Annotated in this window: 16 protein-coding genes and 1 tRNA gene; 3 read left to right on the top strand and 14 right to left on the bottom strand. The window is 72.1% G+C overall.

The genetic code is table 11. The annotated features are described in order from the left end of the window. Nucleotides 1–2: 2 nt before the first annotated feature. The 3 genes from LCN96_RS13975 to LCN96_RS13965 all read right to left on the bottom strand — a co-directional run bounded on the left by LCN96_RS13975 (nt 3) and on the right by LCN96_RS13965 (nt 2,661). Nucleotides 3–659, bottom strand: coding sequence for a hypothetical protein (locus LCN96_RS13975; protein ID WP_225273035.1), 657 nt, complete (start codon nt 657–659; stop codon nt 3–5). 83 nt (nt 660–742) lie between these two features. Beyond that, nucleotides 743–2,029: an ArsB/NhaD family transporter gene (locus tag LCN96_RS13970; RefSeq protein ID WP_225275980.1), complete on the bottom strand. Its 1,287-nt coding sequence runs from the start codon at nt 2,027–2,029 to the stop codon at nt 743–745. Between the two features lie 173 nt (nt 2,030–2,202). Beyond that, a complete protein-coding gene (locus LCN96_RS13965; protein ID WP_225273034.1) occupies nt 2,203–2,661 on the bottom strand; it encodes a CBS domain-containing protein in 459 nt (152 codons plus the stop codon). Nucleotides 2,662–2,827: 166 nt separating this feature from the next. Between LCN96_RS13965 and LCN96_RS13960 the strand changes: the two genes are divergently transcribed. Both LCN96_RS13960 and LCN96_RS13955 read left to right on the top strand, forming a co-directional pair. Further along, nucleotides 2,828–3,874, top strand: coding sequence for a sensor histidine kinase (locus LCN96_RS13960; protein ID WP_225273033.1), 1,047 nt, complete (start codon nt 2,828–2,830; stop codon nt 3,872–3,874). Next, the gene (locus LCN96_RS13955) at nt 3,871–4,521 is read left to right on the top strand and encodes a response regulator (RefSeq protein ID WP_225273032.1); all 651 of its coding nucleotides are present in this window, start codon (nt 3,871–3,873) and stop codon (nt 4,519–4,521) included. The genes LCN96_RS13960 and LCN96_RS13955 overlap by 4 nt, the downstream gene beginning before the upstream one ends. A 68-nt stretch (nt 4,522–4,589) precedes the next feature. On the opposite strand, the gene nrfD is transcribed toward LCN96_RS13955, so the two are convergent. The 7 genes from nrfD to LCN96_RS13915 all read right to left on the bottom strand — a co-directional run bounded on the left by nrfD (nt 4,590) and on the right by LCN96_RS13915 (nt 12,976). Beyond that, nucleotides 4,590–5,492, bottom strand: a complete 903-nt coding sequence (gene nrfD / locus LCN96_RS13950; RefSeq protein WP_225273031.1) for an NrfD/PsrC family molybdoenzyme membrane anchor subunit — start codon at nt 5,490–5,492, stop codon at nt 4,590–4,592. Next, the gene (locus tag LCN96_RS13945; RefSeq protein ID WP_225273030.1) at nt 5,485–6,303 is read right to left on the bottom strand and encodes a 4Fe-4S dicluster domain-containing protein; all 819 of its coding nucleotides are present in this window, start codon (nt 6,301–6,303) and stop codon (nt 5,485–5,487) included. The genes nrfD and LCN96_RS13945 overlap by 8 nt, the downstream gene beginning before the upstream one ends. A gap of 2 nt (nt 6,304–6,305) precedes the next feature. Further along, nucleotides 6,306–7,223, bottom strand: a complete 918-nt coding sequence (locus LCN96_RS13940; RefSeq protein WP_225273029.1) for a formate dehydrogenase accessory protein FdhE domain-containing protein — start codon at nt 7,221–7,223, stop codon at nt 6,306–6,308. Beyond that, complete coding sequence (gene fdnG, locus LCN96_RS13935; protein WP_225273028.1) at nt 7,223–9,646, bottom strand: formate dehydrogenase-N subunit alpha; 2,424 nt, start codon at nt 9,644–9,646, stop codon at nt 7,223–7,225. Before fdnG ends, LCN96_RS13940 begins: the two co-directional genes overlap by 1 nt. 12 nt (nt 9,647–9,658) lie before the next feature. Next, nucleotides 9,659–10,234 (bottom strand): dehydrogenase, encoded by a 576-nt coding sequence (locus LCN96_RS13930; RefSeq protein ID WP_225273027.1) that lies wholly within the window; start codon nt 10,232–10,234, stop codon nt 9,659–9,661. A 69-nt stretch (nt 10,235–10,303) separates the two neighbouring features. Further along, nucleotides 10,304–12,826, bottom strand: a complete 2,523-nt coding sequence (locus tag LCN96_RS56545; RefSeq protein ID WP_263657479.1) for a SelB domain-containing protein — start codon at nt 12,824–12,826, stop codon at nt 10,304–10,306. A 56-nt stretch (nt 12,827–12,882) separates the two neighbouring features. Then, nucleotides 12,883–12,976, bottom strand: a tRNA-Sec gene (locus LCN96_RS13915). Nucleotides 12,977–13,112: 136 nt separating this feature from the next. Between LCN96_RS13915 and LCN96_RS13910 the strand changes: the two genes are divergently transcribed. Beyond that, complete coding sequence (locus LCN96_RS13910) at nt 13,113–13,685, top strand: hypothetical protein (protein WP_225273026.1); 573 nt, start codon at nt 13,113–13,115, stop codon at nt 13,683–13,685. A gap of 52 nt (nt 13,686–13,737) precedes the next feature. Here the strand turns inward: LCN96_RS13910 and LCN96_RS13905 are convergent, their stop codons facing one another. From LCN96_RS13905 to LCN96_RS13890, 4 genes are all read right to left on the bottom strand, one after another. Next, complete coding sequence (locus LCN96_RS13905) at nt 13,738–14,544, bottom strand: alpha/beta hydrolase (protein ID WP_225273025.1); 807 nt, start codon at nt 14,542–14,544, stop codon at nt 13,738–13,740. A gap of 111 nt (nt 14,545–14,655) precedes the next feature. Continuing rightward, the gene (locus tag LCN96_RS13900) at nt 14,656–15,861 is read right to left on the bottom strand and encodes a metal-dependent hydrolase family protein (protein WP_225273024.1); all 1,206 of its coding nucleotides are present in this window, start codon (nt 15,859–15,861) and stop codon (nt 14,656–14,658) included. After that, entirely contained in the window at nt 15,858–16,280 is a 423-nt protein-coding gene (locus LCN96_RS13895; RefSeq protein WP_225273023.1) for a GAF domain-containing protein, read from the bottom strand. Before LCN96_RS13895 ends, LCN96_RS13900 begins: the two co-directional genes overlap by 4 nt. Then, nucleotides 16,277–17,653 (bottom strand): MFS transporter, encoded by a 1,377-nt coding sequence (locus LCN96_RS13890; protein WP_225273022.1) that lies wholly within the window; start codon nt 17,651–17,653, stop codon nt 16,277–16,279. Before LCN96_RS13890 ends, LCN96_RS13895 begins: the two co-directional genes overlap by 4 nt. Nucleotides 17,654–17,734: the final 81 nt, after the last annotated feature.

The following is a 17,734-nucleotide window of genomic DNA, read 5'->3' as shown; positions in this document are numbered from 1 at the left end:
GGCTACGTCAGAAGCTTCGTGGACGTCCGGGAGGTCATCGCCGCGTCCTGAGCGCGCGTGCCGGGCGTGCCCCGGCCCATCAGCAGCGTGCCCAGCCACATCACGGCCATGCCGAGGGCGACCAGGGCCGATCCCCTGCCCTCCGCGAACGTGGCCACCGCCAGCAGCACCACCCCACCGGCGGTGACGGCGGCGCTGACGGGGGTGACGCGGCGCAGCGCGGCCAGGACGACCGCCTGCGCGAGCAGCGCGGCGTAGTAGAGCTGCGCCCCCGGGCCGTACACGACCTGCTCGACGCCGGGATAGTCCCTGACCGCGTCCAGCAGGCCGCGCATCGCCTCGCCGTCCGCCGCGGCGAGCCCCGTGTAGAGGTCGATGACGAGCTGGACGACGTTGGCCGCCACGCCGAACAGCGCCAGGCCCGACACCACCTCCACGGCCACCCGCGACCGGCCCGTGACCGGCCCGGCCAGGCCGCGCAGGGCCAGGGTCATCACGCCGATCATCAGGAAGCCCGCCAGCCAGACCACGTGCGCGGCCGTCCACCAGGGCCCCGGTTCGAGGCCGCCGTGGATGGGGCGCATGAGGAACCAGCCGGCCAGCAGGGCGGCCGGTCCGGCGGTGAAGGAGAGCTGAGCCAGACGGTGCGCGGGGTTCATACAGGCCACGATGCCTCGCGGAGCCCGCCCGGCTCATCGGTGATCGTCCCTGATTTACCCCTGGCCCGAGGTCAGGGACGTTCTCAGGTGAAGTACCGCATCCAGACGTACAGCCAGGCCAGCACCGTGCTCAGGACGGTGACCACGATCCCGTACCTGGTGAACTGCCAGAAGCTGATCTTGTGGCCGTTGCGCGCGGCGATGCCCAGGGCCACCACGTTGGCGCTGGCCGCGACCGCGGTGCCGTTGCCGCCGAAGTCGGCGCCCAGGGCGAAGGCCCACCACAGCGCCTGCCCGGTCTGCGGGTCGGGGGCCGCGGCGACCACGCCCTCGACGATGGGGGCGGTCGTGGCGACGTACGGGATGTTGTCGAAGAAGGCGCCCAGCGCGCCGGAGCCGAACAGCAGCGCCGTCGCGGCCACGAAGTAGTTGTCGCCCAGCGTGTCCAGCGCCCACGTGCCGATCGCCGCGATCACGCCGGTGTGCACCAGCCCCGCGACCATGACGAACAGGCCCATGAAGAACACCAGCGTGGGCCACTCGACCTCGCGCAGCACCTCGGAGACGTTCGAGCGGGAGACCAGCAGCATCACGCCCGCGCCCACCAGCGCCACGATCGACGGCTCGACGTGCACCACCGCGTGCAGCCCGAACCCGGCCACCACCGCGGCCAGCACCACCAGGCAGCGCGCGAGCAGCCGCGGGTCGGTGATCGCCCGCCGCTCCTGCAGTGCCATGACCTCGGCCACGTGCTCGGCGTTGTACTGGAACGAGCTCGCGAACAGCCACCGGGCGCCCAGCACGAAGACGGCGAAGATGACCACCACGATCGGCGCCATGTGCATCAGGAAGTCGTTGAAGGTCAGGCCGGCGCGGCTGCCGATAATGATGTTGGGCGGGTCGCCGATGAGGGTGGCCGCGCCGCCGATGTTCGAGGCGAGGACCTCCGCGATCAGGTACGGCTGCGCGGCGATCCGCAGCCGGTTGCACACCACGATCGTGACGGGCGCGACCAGCATGATCGTGGTGACGTTATCGAGGAACGGCGAGGCGATGGCGGTGATCGCCATCAGCATCACCATCAGCCGGTACGGGCGCCCCTTCGACTTCTTGGCGGCCCAGATGGCCAGGTAGTCGAAGACGCCCGTCTGCTTGATGACGCCGACGATGACCATCATGCCGAACAGCAGGAAGATGACGTTCCAGTCGATGCCCTCGTGCTCGGAGAAGAACACCCCGGCGCCGGGGATCAGGCCGAGCACGGCCATCAGCCCGGCCGCGATCAGCACCACCTTGACCTTGTCGGCCTTCTCCGTCGCGATGAAGTAGAAGGCCACCAGGAAGATCGCCAGTGCGGCGAAGGCGCTCATCCCGCCTGCCCCGGCGGTCCGGACCGGGCTGCCGGGCCGGATGAGCGCGTGACGGGACAACAGCGGATCATGATGACCTCCGTGGGTGGGCATGCTTCGGCCCGGGCGGGCCTGAGGCCCGCCCGGTCAAGGGATGGGTGTCGGTCGTCCCGGCCCTCGCAGCCGGGGGTGGGTCAGTCGTCCTGACCGGAGAGCGCCAGGCAGGTCAGCAGCCGCTCCAGGGTGATCGCCCCGGCGAGCGCGCCGTCGCGGCCGACGACCGCGACGATCGGGCTGCGCAGCCTGGCCATGAGCGCGGCCACCTCCAGCAGGGTCGCGTCGAGCGGCACGGTCGCCGGCGGGTCGGGCCTGCGTGGCAGGCAGTCGCCCACCGTCAGGTCGCCCAGCTCACCCCAGAACAGGTCGGCGTGCGCCTCGTCGATCGTCCGGCAGAGCGCCGGGTCCTCCTGGTACGCCCCCGGCACCGCCAGCCGCAGCACCTGCGTGCCCGGGAGCACGGTCGAGGGCCGCCCCCTGCCGTCCACGACGATCAGGCCGGGCATCCGGCCCAGCGCCATGATGCGCACGGCCTTGGTGACGGGATCGTGCGCGGTCACGGTCGGCAGGTTCACGGCGATGTTGCTGGCTTCCACGTCGCTGTCTCCCCTCCGGCTCCCGTCCATCCTCCGGGGAGGCACCACTCGGCGGCTATCGGGTCGAACACCCATCTGGGCGGGGATAGAACATGTAGGGACGTGTTTCTCAATGGGGGTCAAACCGCATGGACAATCGCACCTTCGGACCAAGAGGCTAGAGGCGATGAACGATCGGGCGAAGGCCGGTACGGGCAGTGCGCCGCCGGCCGGGACGCGTCGCGCGGGCGCGCCGCGCGGCGCGTCCCGGCCGGCGGCTCACGGCCTGTTCCGGCGGCTGGTCACGATCAACGGGCTGGTGTTCGCGACCGGCACGCTCGTGCTCGCCGTCTCCCCCGCCACCGTCTCCGCCCCTGTCGTGTGGGCCGAGGTGCCGGTCCTGCTGGTGGGGCTGGCCGTGATGCTGGCCGCCAACGCGCTGCTGCTGCGCCGCAGCCTGGCGCCGCTGGACGCGCTGACCACCCTGATGCAGCGGGTGGACCTGCTGCGCACCGGCGACCGCCTGGCCGACAGCGGCAACAGCGACCTGACCCACCTGATCGGCACGTTCAACGCGATGCTGGACCGGCTGGAGGCCGAGCGCAGCGCCAGCAGCGCGCACGCGCTGGCCGCGCAGGAGGGCGAGCGGCAGCGCATCGCCCGCGAGCTGCACGACGAGATCGGCCAGAGCCTGACCGTGGTGCTGCTGGGTCTCAAGCGGGTGGTGGACCGCGCCCCCGCCGACCTCAAGGAGGACCTGCACGGCGTGCAGGAGACCGTACGGGCCAGCCTCGACGAGGTACGCCAGGTCGCCCGCCGCCTGCGCCCCGGCGTGCTGGAGGACCTCGGGCTGCACGCCGCACTCAGCGCCCTGGCCACGGACGTCTCCCGGATGAGCGGCGTCAAGGTGACCCGCGACCTCCAGCACGACCTGCCGGCCCTGGGCGCCGACGTCGAGCTCGTCCTCTACCGGATCGCGCAGGAGAGCCTGACCAACATCGCCAGGCACGCCGGGGCCGCCCGCGCCGAGCTGTCGCTGGCGGCCGAGGACGGCCACCTGGTCCTGCGCATCACCGACGACGGCCGGGGCGGCGCGCTCCAGGACGGCGCGGGGATCCGCGGCATGCGCGAGCGCGCGCTGCTCATCGGCGCCCGTCTGAGCGTGGACTCACCGCCGGGCGAGGGCACCCGCGTCAGCCTCGTCATCCCATCGCAGCCAAGGACGGACACGTGAACAAGACCCGGATCCTGCTGGCCGACGACCACGCGCTGGTCCGCCAGGGCCTGCGGCTGATCCTCGACGCCGAGCCCGACCTCCAGGTGGTCGCCGAGGCAGCCGACGGCGCGCAGGCCGTGGCCGCGGCCTGCGAGGACGACGTGGACCTGGCCATCCTCGACATCGCGATGCCCCGCATGACCGGCCTCCAGGCGGCCAGGGAGATCTCCAGGCGGGCGCCGGGCATCCGCATCCTGATCCTGTCGATGTACGACAACGAGCAGTACTTCTTCGAGTCACTCAAGGTCGGCGCGTCCGGCTACGTGCTCAAGTCCGTCGCCGACCAGGACCTGCTGGAGGCGTGCCGGGCCACCATGCGCGGCGAGCCGTTCCTCTACCCCGGCGCGGTCACCGCGCTCATCCGCGACTACCTGCAGCGGGACCGGGAGGGCGAGCGCATGCCGGAGAGCATACTGACGCCGCGCGAGGAGGAGATCGTCAAGCTGATCGCCGAGGGCAACTCGGCCAAGGAGATCGCCGAGACGCTCGTCATCAGCGTCAAGACCGTCGATCGCCACCGGGCCAACATCCTGCAGAAGCTCGGCATGCGCGACCGCCTGGAGCTGACCAGGTACGCCATCCGCGCCGGCCTCGTCGAGCCCTGATCGCCTCCGCATCCTGGCTTCGTCGAGCCCTGATCGCCTCCGCCCGCCGGCCTCGTCGCGCCCGCTGATCACACCTGCACGCTGAAGATGATCGCCGCCCGCAGGGCGAGCACCCCGGCCAGCACCAGCAGCGGCAGCACCACCGAGTACCGCATCGCCACCGCCGTGCCGGCCGACAGGCGCTCGGTGGCCAGCCCGTACAGACCGGGCAGCAGCCCGGCGAGCGCCACCACCCACAGCAGCAGCCACGGCAGCCCGAAGACGATCTCCTGGGTGCCCGCGGCGATCAGCGTCAGCGCGAACACCACGATCAGCGCCAGCTCCAGCAGCGAGTACAGCCGCTCGGAGACCGACAGCATGGGCGTGCTCGGCCGCGCCTCCGGCCGGTAGCGGGCCAGCAGCACCATCAGCGCGGCCGCCCCCGCCAGCCCGGAGGCCAGGAAGAGCCCGCCGAGCGCGAACGTGTCGCTCCACACCGGCTGGTTCGACACCGACAGCAGCACGCCCGTGTACCCGGCGACGAACAGCCCGAACAGCGACCCGACCACGTTGAACACCCGGCCGTCCAGCCGCACGACGAGTGGCAGCCGCACCTTGCCGTCCCGGACCAGCGCCGCCGCGAACGACACGGTGGTGATCGCCCCGAACACGACCAGCGCCCACGACCCGATCGACATCGGCGACCAGTGCTTGAAGTTCAGCCCCAAGTGGCCGGGGGTGGTGTTGACCAGCATGTGCCAGAACCGCAGCGGCTGCCCGAGATCCAGCGCCAGCAGCAGCGGCGAGACGAGCATCGGCGGGAACGCGAGGTAGTAGCCGATCCTGGCCATCGGCTCGTCGCCCGGCGCGGCACGGAACCTGAGCAGGGTGGCCAGCACGTACGAGCCGCCGGACAGGCCCGCGAGGAAGAAGTAGAACAGGATGTACCACAGCCAGTCCGGCGGGCCGGCGAAGTGCTGCACCTCATCCATCGGCCGACTCCTTGACCTGCTCCTTGCGGCGGCGCAGCGCGATCAGGCCGCCGAGCACGCCCAGCACGGCCGTGACGGCGGCGGTCAGGTAGCCGCCCGCGTTGTTGCGGCTGGGCAGCACGGCGTTGCGCTCGTCGGGCAGCCCGTACTTCTCCGGCTCGTCCATCAGCAGGAAGAACGCGTTCAGCCCGCCGTACACCTGCTCGTCGTGCCCGTACAGCCTGGCCTGCGTGACGCCCTGCCCGCGCAGGATCTCCAGCCGCGTGACCGCCGTCCGCCGCAGCTCCGCGACCGGCCCGAATGTGATCGACTCGGTGGGGCAGGCCTTGGCGCAGGCGGGGGTCAGGTCGTTCTGGAGGCGGTCGTAGCACAGCGTGCACTTCTGCGCGATGCCGGTCGTCTCGCTGGCCCCGATCACGTCGTACGGGCAGGCGGCGATGCAGTCGCGGCAGCCGTTGCAGACGTCGGGCTGGATGAAGACGCTGTCGAACTCGGTCCTGACGATCGCGTTCGTCGGGCAGACCTCCATGCAGCTCGCCTGCTTGCAGTGCTTGCAGACGTCCGACATCATCAGCCACGCCGTGCCGTTGCCCGGGGTGACCGCCTCGTCGGGGACGTTGTCGTGGAACTGCACGTGCCGCCAGGTCTCGGCGTCGAGCCTGCCGGTGTTGTCGAAGCCGTCCAGGAACGACGGCGCGTGGCCCTCCAGCTGGTTCCACTGCTTGCAGGCCACCTCACAGGCCTTGCAGCCGATGCACACGCTGGTGTCGGTGAAGAACCCGTACGCCTGGCCCGGTGTGATGTGCGGCATCTCTAGAACCCCATCAGGTTGGGCGTGATCTTGGTGTAGCCCTGCTCGGCCAGGTGCAGGTCGAGGGGGATCGCCGTCAGCTCGTCCACCCTCGGCACCGCCCGGGGGTCGCGGGTCAGGTCGACGTCGATGAGGTAGCGGTGGCAGCTCTCGCACGACTCGGCCCGCAACTGCGGGAACAGCGCCTCGGGGGCGGGGTCACCGCGGCCCACGGACGGGGCTGCGGCCCTGGATGGTTTCGGCGGTGAAGGTGCCGTGGTCTGCCCGGTCTCGGCGTGGACAGTGCGTTTGCCGGTTTCGCCGCAGTTCGGGCAGGTGGTGGCGGAGAAGCTCCACTCGTGCGGGCAGCCGGCGCAGGCGAGCAGGCGTCGTCCGCTGACGAGCGGGTCCTCGCTCTCGGCCCGGTAGCTGACCTGCGGCGGCCCGCCACACGCTGGGCAGCGCCCCGCCGCGTTCCCCGGGCTACTACGGCCGAGTGGGACCACGCGCATCGTGGCGCGGGCCAGGAAACGCTCGACCGGCGTCAGCTCCTCGCCCGCCACCCACGCGGCCAGCAACTCCACGCCGGCGCCGGCAGCAGCACCGGCCCCAGCAGCCGCACCCGAGCCGCCGGCGACACCGGCAGCGGCGGGATGGCCGGTTGCGGCGACCGCCTCGGCGAGCGGGCGGGGCCCAGCGGCCACCGTCGCCGCCATCACCTGCGGCAACACCTCCGCCGCAGCCCACGCCAGCCAGGCGCCAGCCACCGGGGACACCTCACCGTCCCCCGGAGGCAGCTCGCCATCCGTCCGGCCCGCCTCCCCACCGGAATCAGCCGCCTCCCAGACGTCCACCAACGCCAGATAGAGCCCCAGCACCTCCCGAGCATGCGGATACCGCTCCCGCAACGCCACGGCCCGCCCCCGCTCCCGCCCGTACATCAGATCTTCTCGATGTCGACCAGGAACGCCTTGTACTCCGGCGTCCGCGCACTGGCATCACCCACGAACGGCGTCAGGGCGTTGGCCAGCCAGTGCTGCCCGGTGTTGATCCCGACGAACCCCCAGTGGATCGGGATCCCGATCTGATACACCTGCCGCCCGTCCACCTGCAACGCCCCCAGCCGCTTGGTCACCACGGCCCGCACCTCCAGCTTGCCCCGCCGCGACGACACCCGCACCAGGTCGCCCGTCTCGATGCCCTTCTCCCGCGCCAGCCCCGCCGGCACCTCCACGAACGCCTCCGGCTGGAGCTGGACCAGGTGCTCGACGTTCTGGGTGACGTAGTGCTCGTGCTCGGTCAGCCGGTAGGAGGTGGCCACGTACGGATAGTCGGCGGGGGTGCCGAAGCGGGACGCGCGCCCGGCGCGCTCGTCGTACAGGAACGCCACCGGCGTGGCCGACTGCTGCGGGTGCAGCGGGTTGGCGACCGGCGACTCGATCGGCTCGTAGTGCTCGGGGAACGGCCCGTCCGCGACGGCGTTGCTGAACAGGCGGGCCACGCCCTCCCCCGTCATGATGAACGGCAGCGGCGCGTCGGGCCCCGGCCCCGTCGTCGGCGGGTAGTCGGGCACGTCGCCCACCCACTTGCCGCCCACCCAGGCGATGCCGGGCCGTTCGGGGTCCCAGGGGCGGCCGTTCTCGTCGGCGGAGGCGCGGTTGTAGAGGATGCGGCGGTTCGCGGGCCAGCTCCACGCCCAGCCCGGGTAGAGGCCCATCCCGCTGGGGTCGTTCCTGGCGGGGTTCTGGACGCCGTCGCGCCGTTTGGTCAGGTTGCCCTCCTCGGGGTAGTGGCCGGTGTAGATCCAGTCGCCGGCGGTGGTGGTGCCGTCGTCCTTCAGGTCCACGAACGTCGCCAGCCGCTTGCCGGTCCGCAGGTCCCGGCCGTTGATCTCCTGCGCGATCTCGTCCAGCTCGGGTTTCCTGGGGTTCCGGTACGGCATCGCCAGCTTCAGCACCGGGTCGGGGAACCGGCCGCCCTGCGTCTGGTACAGCTCGCGCACCCGCAGGAACAGCTCGGCCAGGATCCAGTGGTCGTGCCTGGCCTCGCCCTCCGGCGGCAGCACCTGCTCCTTCCACTGCGCCCACCGGCCGCTGTTGGTGAACGAGCCGTCCTTCTCGATCCAGTGCGTGGCCGGGAGCATGAACACCTCGGTCTGCACCTTCGCCGGGTCCGTGCCCGGCGCCCGCCAGAACTCCGAGCTGGTGGTGTTGAACGGGTCCATGACGCACAGCCACTTGAGGTTCGCCAGGGCCTGCATGACCTGGTTGGAGTCGGGGCCGATGCTGGTCGCGGTCATCCCGGACAACATGACGCCCTGCATCCTGCCGCGCAGCGCCTGGTCGAAGATGGAGATCCAGGAGGCGTTGGCGGCCGGCTTGGGCAGGTAGTCGAAGGCGAACTCGTTGTCCTTCGTGGCGGCGTCGCCGTACCAGGTCTTGAGCAGGCTGACCAGGTAGCGGCGGTAGTTCTCGCCGAAGAAGTTCACCGCGCGCGGGTGCTGCCTGACGCTGGCGCTCTCGTCCAGGTACGCGGCGATGCCCTTCTGCCCGGGGGCGGGGATGCGCAGGTAGCCGGGCAGGATGTCCCAGGAGATGGCGTGGTCGGTGTTGCCCTGGATGTTGGCGTGGCCGCGCTCGGCGTTCATGCCCCCGCCGGGGCGGCCCATGTTGCCGAGCAGCAGTTGCAGGATGGCGCCCGAGCGGATGAGCTGCACGCCGGTGGTGTGGTGGGTCAGGCCGACGGCGTACACGATGGTCATGACCTTGTCGGGCCGGCCCATCTCACCGACCTGCTGGGCCACCTTGACGAACTGCTCGCGCGGGATTCCGGTGATCCGGGACACCGTGTCGGGGTCGTAGCGGCGGTAGTGGGCGGCCAGCAGGTTGAGCACCGAGCGCGGGTGGTCGAGGTCGATCCTGGCGTGGCCGTCCCCATCCGTCTCGTACGCCCAGAGCTTGGTGTTGTAGACGCCCTGCTCGCGGTCGAAGCCGTTGAACATGCCGTCCTGGAAGGCGTACCCCTCCTTGACCACGAAGCCGGCGTTGGTCGCCCAGCGTACGTAGTCGTCGTGGTAGAGCCGGTTGCTCAGCACGTGGTTGATGAGACCGCCGAAGTAGGCGACGTCCGTCCCGGTGCGGATGCGCACGTAGGTGTCGGCCACCGCAGACGTCCTGGTGAACCGCGGATCCGCGTGGATGATCCTGGCGCCCCTGTCGAGCTTGGCGCGCATGAGCCAGCGGAAGCCCACCGGGTGGGCCTCGGCCGGGTTGGCCCCGTTGACCAGGATGAGGTCGGCGTGCCTGATGTCACGCCAATGGTTGGTCATGGCCCCTCGGCCGAACGTGGCAGCCAGACTGACCACCGTGGGACCGTGTCAAACACGGGCCTGTTGTTCGAGGTGAACCAGGCCCAACCCCCTCATCAGCTTCGTCGCGAGATAGCCCTCTTCCGAGCTGAACGCCGCCCCGCCGGCGAAGGCGATGCCCTCGCAGCGGTTGACGACGTTGCCCTCGGCGTCCTGCGTGACGAACGTGGCGTCACGCGAGTCCTTGATGTTCCTGGCCAGGCGGTCGAGCGTGAACTCCCAGGAGACCTGCGTCCACTCGGCCGCGCCCGGCGCGCGGTAGAGCGGGTGCGGCACCCGCCTGCCCGAGACGGCCAGTTGCAGCGACGTCGCGCCCTTGGGGCACAGCGTGCCCTCGTTGACCGGGCTGTCGGGGTCGCCCTCGATCTGCAGCAGCTCCGTCCTGCCGTTCGGGGCCTTCTTCGTGTAGGCGATGAGCGCGCAGCCGACCGCACAGTACGGGCAGAGCGAGCGGGACAGCGTGGCCCCTTCGATGCGCAGGCGCTGCTTGATCGCGATCGACTCGGTCAGGTCGAACCCGAGGGCCGAGCCGCCGAGCACGCCCATCGGGCCGATGCTCAGGAACCGCCGCCGGCTGACCTCCATCTCGGCCTCCCCTCAGCTGAGGGCCGCTGGGTACCGTTTTCTCACCGTATGATCCGAGGCTGGGCTCGTCTACCCCTGGGCCAGCTGGAGGTCGTGACGGCCGCCGGGGTCCTCCGGGTTGCGCAGGAGGTCCAGCAGGCGGGGGTCGGCGGACACCAGCACGCCGGCGTCGCCGCGCTCCTGCGCGGCCCCCATCACCTCCCGCCATGCGGCCCTGCCCGCCGGCACCGCCACCGGCACCCACCGCCCCACCACCTCGCCCCCGCCCCCGCCCCCGCCCTCGCCCCCGCCCTCGCCCCCGCCCTCGCGCTCCACCAGCAGCTCCTGATAGCCGCCGTCCTCCAGCCGGACGATGGTCCGCCCCGTAGTCCCCTCGCCGGCGTCGCCGATGAGGACGAGCCGGCCGCGGCTCAGCCGCTCCACCGTGGCGAGCGCGTGCGACCGTCCAGGATCCGGAACGGCGGCCACGACCAGCGACGACCGGTACGTGACGGCGGCCAGGGCGGCGGTCAGGGTGAGCGGGTCCAGCTCGGGCGCGGCACCGTGCTCGACCCACAGCGCGTCGGCCCCCGCCGCCTCGAACGCCACCGCGTCGGTCAGCCACGCCCCCGGATCGCCCGACGGCCGGGGCAGCACGATCCCCACCCTGACCCGCCTCTCCGCCGTGACCCCATCCACCGTGACCCCATCCACCGTGACCCCATCCGCCTGCCCGGCCACGCCTTCCCGGCCCACGTCACCTTCGGTCGCGCCGCTCATGCTCCGCCCCCCCTCCTCACCCGTCCCCCCGGTTTCCTGGCCGGTGACCACCCGCAGCCGGTCGTCGAGGCGGCGGGTGAGACGGAGCCGGTCGAGGTGCTCCAGCAGCGGGATCACGACCCGCCGGTTGGTACCGAGCGCGGCCCGCGCGTCCCCCGCCGTGAACGGCTGCGGCAACCGTGCGAGGATCCGCACCGCCGCGACCTCCGACCCAGGAAGCAGCACCACCCCATCGGCCAGCCGCAGCACCAGCCCGGCCCGCGCGGCCAGCGCCACCACGTGCCGGGTCAGGCCCAGCTCCAGCAGCCGCGCCGCCTCCGGCGCCAGGTACGGTGCCGCGGCCAGCTCGGCCCGCAGCCGCCCCACCGCCTCGGCCACCGCGTCCGGCACTCCTTCCCCGTCGATCCGCCCGTCCCCGACCCGCAACGGCGGTCGCGCTCGGACCAGCGCCTCGACCAGCTCGCGCGCGGGCAGCCCGAGCGCGGTGCGTGCGGCGTCCACGGGGATGCCCGGCTGCTTCGCCACCATCGCTCCGAGCCGCTCGCCCAGCTCCTTCCACCGCCCGGCGTCCACCAGCCAGTCCCCCGCGCCGGGCACGTCCAGCGGGCGCGGATCCAGCCCCATGGCGACCAGCTCTCCCCGCCGCGCCACCCCCCGCCAGCCCAGCACGGTCACCGCATCCGGCACCCTGGACGTCCCACGGTCCGTGAGCACGAACGGCGCCAGCTCCGCGGCCCGCCTGCCGCCCGCGCCACGACCGCGCAGCGACGGCGGCAGCACATCGAGCACCAGCACACCGGCGATGGGCCGCCCCGAGCAGCGCAACAACGCCCGATCACCGACCCGCAGCGGCAGCGGCAGCGCCAAGGCCAGCCGAGCCGCACCCGCGCCTGTGCCCGCGCCTGTGCCCGCGCCCATGCCCGCACCAGCACCCGAGCCCGCGGTACCACCACCGGCGGGCCAGAAGGGACGTACCCGGACCGGCACCGAGGCCGCCCCGATGTGCAGCACAGCCTTACGCGGCGGCTCCCCCGGCCCCTGATCCAGCCGGACATCCACCACGGACGTCTCCACCCAGCCACCGGGCGCCAGCAACGCCTTCCCCCGTGACACCCTCTCCAGCTCCACCCCGCGCAGGTTGACCGCCACCCGGGCCGCCGCCCGTACCGACTCCACCCCCTCCCCCGTCACCTGCAGCCCCTTCACCCGCACCCGCTCCCCCTCCAGCGTGAGCACGTCACCCACCCGCAGCCGCCCAGCGGCCAGCGTCCCGGTGACCACGGTCCCTGCGCCCTTGACGGTGAAGGCCCGATCGATCCACAACCGCACCGGAGCCCGGACGTCGGGCGCGGGCAACACCGAAACCAGCCCGTCGAGCGCCAGCCGCAACTCCTCCAGCCCTGCCCCCGTGCTCCCGCTCACCGCGACGACCGGCCACGGCACCCGTTCCCTGGCCTCCTCCACCGCCAGTGTCGGATCCATCAGGTCGCACCGGGTCACCACCAGCAGCCCGCGCTCGACCCCGAGCGCCTCGATCGCCTCCCAGTGCTCCTGCGACTGCGCCTGCCACCCCTGATCCGCCGCCAGCACGAACATCACCGCCGGCACCGGCCCCAGCCCCGCCAGCATGTTGGTGACGAAACGCTCATGCCCCGGCACGTCCACGAACGCCAGCCGCCGCCCCGAGGGCAGCGTGGTCCAGGCGAAGCCGAGGTCGATGGTCATGCCACGGCGGCGCTCCTCGGCCCAGCGGTCGGGCTCGATCCCGGTCAGGGCGCGTACCAGCGTGGACTTGCCGTGGTCCACGTGCCCGGCGGTGGCGATCACGTACATGCCGGCACCGCCTCCACGACGCGGTGGGTGCGCCGGCGCGGGTCGCCTGCTCGACGTGCGGAGGCGCACGGGGATCGAACCCGCCGGCGACGCCGCGCGCCGCCCACCGATGTTGAAGACCGGGGTGCCCACCAGAACACACGCGCCTCCAAGGCCGATATTTCACGATACGACGGTCATCGTCGCGACGCCTCCCCGCGGCGCCGGTGACCGGCGCGGCTCGACGCCCGTCGGCGATGCGGCCTTGATCGTCCCGGGCACCCCGGTGTTACGTTGAAAGCCAGGCGTGCCCGACACCTGCGCGAAGGACGTGGTCACCGTGCTCTACCTCTTCGGCTTCGATCGGATCGGCGTCGCCGTGAGCGACATCTACTTCGTCGACCCCAACCCGCTCAAGGGCCAGGAGGGCGCCGAGCGCGGAGTCCGGCTGGAGCTGCGCCGGCTGGAGTCCGGAGAGCTGAAGGGCTCGATCTACTCCTCCCGCCCGATCGGCATCGACCGGCCGATCTGGCGCGTCGACCTGCTGGAGTCGGTCACCGGCGCCCCCGGAAGCTTCGACCGCACCCATCACCACCCCGGGCTGAAGGGGTGGGAGCCGGGGCGGCGGGTGTTCGACGAGCAGTTGTCGGCGGAGCCGCTGAAGTGGCTCGGCGAGCGGCTGGCCGACCTGGAGGGGGTGCTGGACGAGTGCGGGGTGGGGCGCGACGAGGCCGGCCCGGACGACGTGGCGGGGCTGCGCGAGCGGGCTCCGGAGATCGTCGAGACGGTCGCCCGCCTGCTGGAGACCGTCCGGGCCACCCATCCGAGCGCTCCGGACGGCGCCGAGTCGGCCACGAGCGTGCGGGCGAGCTGGTTGTAGGCGAGGCTGTGCTGACCCTGATCACCGGCCCGCCGTTCCCGGCGGGCCGGTGTCAGCCTCCCTTACGGATGCGTTCGGCCAGCTCGACGACCGCGCCGACCAGCTCCCGGCCGTTCAGCAGGACGAGATCGTTGTGCCCCGCCCCGGCCACCTCGACGGTCGTCGCCCGGGCGGCACCGGCCACAGCGCGGCTCAGGTCAGGAGGGACGATCGTGTCGCCGGTGCCGTACACGACCACGACCGGGGCCCGTACCGAGCCGATGCCGGCCGCGACGGGGAAGCGGTCGCGCAGCAGCGCCCGCACCGGCAGGAACGGGTAGTTGACCTGGCCGGCGGCGGCCAGGTCGGTGAACGGGGAGCGGAGCACCAGGCCGTCGGGCGGGTGTTCCAGGGCCAGCCTGGTGGCCACCGCCGCGCCGAGGCTCTCGCCGAAGTAGATGACGCGCGGGGTCCGGATGGCGTCGCGGGCGGCCAGCGCGTCGAGGAAGAGGCCCTCCTCGGTGGGGCTGCCGGGGTTGCCGCCGTAGCCGCGGTAGTCCAGGAGCAGGACCGGGAGCCCCTGTGCGGCCAGGGCTCCGGCCAGCGGCGCGCGGTGCAGCCGGTTGCCCGCGTTGCCGCCCGTGACCAGGACCGTCACCTCGTGCTCGTCACCTGCGGCGGGCACGTACCAGGCGGTGAGCCGCAGCCCGTCGCGGGTGGTGAGGGTGAGGTCGCGGGCCCCCGGGAGCACCGTGGCGGCCGGGGGCACGGGGGCGCTGTCGGGCAGGTAGATGAGCCGCCGCTGGAACACCCACAGCAGCCCGAGCAGCAGGATGAGCACCGCGGCGACGACCAGGGCGGTGCGCGCGAGCGTCGTCACGACGACCACGGTACGCACGGGAGCACCCGATCGCCCAGCGCCGACGCGCCACGCGCCCCGCCCTGCGGTCAGACCAGCGCGCCCGCCTGGGCCACGCGCCCCGCCCTGCGGTCAGACCAGGGCGCCCGCCTGAACGACGTGCCGCACGTGCTTCGGATCGGCCAGCACCCCGATGTCCGCCAGCGGGTCCCCGTCGAGCACGACCAGGTCGGCGTGCGCCCCCACGTCGAGCGTGCCGATCTCGCCCGTCAGCCCGACCAGCTCCGCCGCCCCCGTGGTGGCCGCCCGCAGCACGTCGATCGGCTGCTGCACCTCGGCCCTGAGCCGGAACTCCTGGTTCTGGTGCCGGTGCATGCCGCCGAGCAGGTCGGTCCCGTACGCGATCCGCACCCCGCCCCCGGCGGCCCGCTCCAGCGCGACGAGGCCGGCGTCGAGCACCTCGTCCACCTTGCGCCAGCTCCGCTCCGGCAGGCCGAACTCGCGGCCCTCCTCCTTGAGCGCCCAGTACGTCACGAGCGTCGGCACCAGGAACGCGTCGTGGCGCAGGAACAGCTCCACGCTCGTGTCGTCGATCAGGTTGCCGTGCTCGATGGAGCGCACGCCCGCCTCCAGGGCCCGGTTGACGGCGCGGGCGGTGTAGGCGTGGGCGGCGACGTACCGGTTGGCGGCCTCGGCCTCCTCGACGATGGCGCGCAGCTCGTCCATGGAGTACTGGGTGGAGTCGATGCGGTCGGTCGGCGAGGCGACGCCGCCGGAGGCCATCACCTTGATGTGGTGGGCGCCCTTGCGCAGCTCGTCGCGGGCGGCGGCGCGCACGGCGTCCACGCCGTCGGCCACCCGGCCGACGCCGGCGCAGCACGGGTGGTCGTCCTTGAGGTGCTCGCCCCGGCCGCGGAAGTCGGCGTGGCCGCCGGTCTGGCTCAGGCCCTTGCCGCAGAACAGCAGGCGCGGCCCGCGTACGAGACCTTCGGCCTGCGCGTCGGCGAGGCCGAAGTCGGCGCCGGACGCGTCACGGACCGTGGTGAAGCCGCGGCTCAGCATGTCGCCCATGATGCGGGCGCTGTGGGCGGTCACGTAGGAGGGCGACATGGAGCCGATGGTGCCGAGGTTCGCGGTGGAGGCGGTGACGTGCACGTGCGCGTCGATCAGGCCGGGCACGACGCGGGCGCCCGCCAGGTCGAGCACCCGGGTGCCGTCGGGGGCGGTGAGCCCGGTGCCGGTCTCGGCGATGCGGCCCTCGGCGCAGCGCAGGTCGGCCTCGGTGTACTCGCCGGTCGCCACGTCGAGCAGCAGCGCGTTCTTCAGCAGCAGGCTCATGCCGCACCGCCCTTGAGGTAGGCGGCGGCGTCCTCGGCGATGGCCTGGGCGGCCGCCACGGAGGTGTCGTCGTAGCTGCCCTCGGCGTCGAGGATGTTCAGCACGCCGAGGACCTCGCCGTCGTCGCCGAGCACGGGCACGTTGATGATGGAGCCGCAGCCGAGGCTCTCGATCAGCTCGTGGTCGGCGAAGATCTCGCGTACGGCGGCCCTGTCCCTGCCGAAGTACGGCTGCCGCCCCTCGATGCAGGTGGCCAGCCAGCCCTGGGCCACCTCGACGGTCTTCTCGCCGCCCACCGGGTACTGCTCGGGGTGGCTGGTGTGCACGCGGCGCAGCGCCCGCCGCTCCGGCACCCAGGCCAGCACGGTGAACAGCCGCACGCCCACCTCCTGGCGTACCTTCTCCTCCAGCTCGATCATCGGGTCGCCTCCTCAGTCGTCTCCGTCAGCTCTTCCAGTGATCGCCCTGCCGTGGCCAGCCCGAACACGATCACGCACACCACCCCGGCCACCAGCACCGCCGTCGTCAGCCCGAACACACCGGCGAAGCCCAGGCTCGCGGCCGACAGCCCGATGATGGTCGGCGCGAGGATGCTGCCCACCCGGCCGAACGCGCTCGACAGCCCGGTGCCGGTGGCGCGGATCCAGGTCGGGAAGACCTCCGGGGTGTAGGAGTAGACGCCGGCGTAGGTGCCGTTCAGGAAGAACGACAGCACCGCGCCCGCGAGCGTGATCATGACGGGCGAGTCCATCTGCGACAGCCAGAACGCGCTGACCGCCGACCCCGCGAGGTAGAGCGCGATCGTGTTCTTGCGGTCCATGCGCTCCGACAGCCAGGCCGCCGAGAAGTACCCGGGGATCTGCGCCAGATAGATGATGATCGAGAACTCGAAGCTCTTGGTGACCGTGATGCCGCGCTGCACGAGCAGCGTGGGGATCCACGAGAAGAACCCGTAGTACGAGAATGTGATCACGAACCACACGAGCCAGATCACCGCCGTGCGCTTGGCCATGGCCGGGCTCCACAGGAAGCGCAGCGCGCTGAGCAGGTTCACCTTCGGCGCGCCGGTGGTGGCGGGGGCGACGGCGGTCTCGGGCACCGGCGGCAGCGGCTGCCCCGTGGCCCGCTCGACGCGCCGTTCCAGGTCGGCGACCACCGCCTCGGCCTCGTCCGTACGGCCCTGCTGGAGCAGGAAGCGCGGCGACTCGGGCAGCGAGCGGCGCCACCACAGCAGCATCACGATCGGCAGCGCGGTGATCACCTGCGCGATCCGCCAGCCGTCGTCGAACGTCGGCACGACGAACCGCCCGATGAGCGCGGCCATCACGAACCCGAACGAGAAGAACCCGGCCAGCGCCCCGATGAACCACCCACGCCGCTTGGCGGGCACGAACTCCGACAGGAACGGCGCGATGATCGCGCTCTCCGCCCCCGCCCCGGCCCCGGCGAGCACCCGGGCCCCCAGGAACACCTCGTAGTTCGGCGCGAACGCCGCCACCACGGAGAAGACCGCGTAGAAGGCGAGCGCGTACATCATGACCTTCTTGCGGCCGATGCGGTCGCCGAGCAGCCCCGCCACGGTCGCGCCGAACAGGAACCCGAACGGCGTCGCGGACCCGATGAAGCCGAGCTGGCCGTTGGACAGGCCCCAGGCCTCCTGCGCGCTCGGCAGCAGGAAGGCGACGACGGCCGAGTCCATGCCGTCGAAGGTGTAGCCGAGGCCGCCGATCAGGAGCAGGACGTAGTGCGGACGGCTCAGCGGGAGCCGGTCCAGACGGGCCAACAAGGTCATCAGACACACCTTTCCCCAGGTCGTGGCCCTGCAAGTCGATTGCGCAGCAACATATAGTGCAAATTGGTAAAATTGCAATGG

It is taken from the genome of Nonomuraea gerenzanensis, from assembly GCF_020215645.1.
Lineage (GTDB): Bacteria > Actinomycetota > Actinomycetes > Streptosporangiales > Streptosporangiaceae > Nonomuraea > Nonomuraea gerenzanensis.
Note: the sequence above shows the minus strand (reverse complement) of the source record. Positions and strands in the feature narration are given on the sequence as shown.

Bases quoted from the DNA above. Each gene is read 5' to 3' on its own strand.
- LCN96_RS56545 (WP_263657479.1), bottom strand. From the start codon at position 12,826: ATGTACGTGATCGCCACCGCCGGGCACGTGGACCACGGCAAGTCCACG.
- LCN96_RS13930 (WP_225273027.1), bottom strand. From the start codon at position 10,234: ATGGAGGTCAGCCGGCGGCGGTTCCTGAGCATCGGCCCGATGGGCGTG.
- LCN96_RS13945 (WP_225273030.1), bottom strand. From the start codon at position 6,303: ATGCCGCACATCACACCGGGCCAGGCGTACGGGTTCTTCACCGACACC.
- LCN96_RS13960 (WP_225273033.1), top strand. From the start codon at position 2,828: ATGAACGATCGGGCGAAGGCCGGTACGGGCAGTGCGCCGCCGGCCGGG.
- LCN96_RS13970 (WP_225275980.1), bottom strand. From the start codon at position 2,029: ATGAGCGCCTTCGCCGCACTGGCGATCTTCCTGGTGGCCTTCTACTTC.
- LCN96_RS13895 (WP_225273023.1), bottom strand. From the start codon at position 16,280: ATGATCGAGCTGGAGGAGAAGGTACGCCAGGAGGTGGGCGTGCGGCTG.
- LCN96_RS13900 (WP_225273024.1), bottom strand. From the start codon at position 15,861: ATGAGCCTGCTGCTGAAGAACGCGCTGCTGCTCGACGTGGCGACCGGC.
- LCN96_RS13975 (WP_225273035.1), bottom strand. From the start codon at position 659: ATGAACCCCGCGCACCGTCTGGCTCAGCTCTCCTTCACCGCCGGACCG.
- LCN96_RS13940 (WP_225273029.1), bottom strand. From the start codon at position 7,223: ATGTACGGGCGGGAGCGGGGGCGGGCCGTGGCGTTGCGGGAGCGGTAT.
- nrfD (WP_225273031.1), bottom strand. From the start codon at position 5,492: ATGGATGAGGTGCAGCACTTCGCCGGCCCGCCGGACTGGCTGTGGTAC.
- LCN96_RS13890 (WP_225273022.1), bottom strand. From the start codon at position 17,653: ATGACCTTGTTGGCCCGTCTGGACCGGCTCCCGCTGAGCCGTCCGCAC.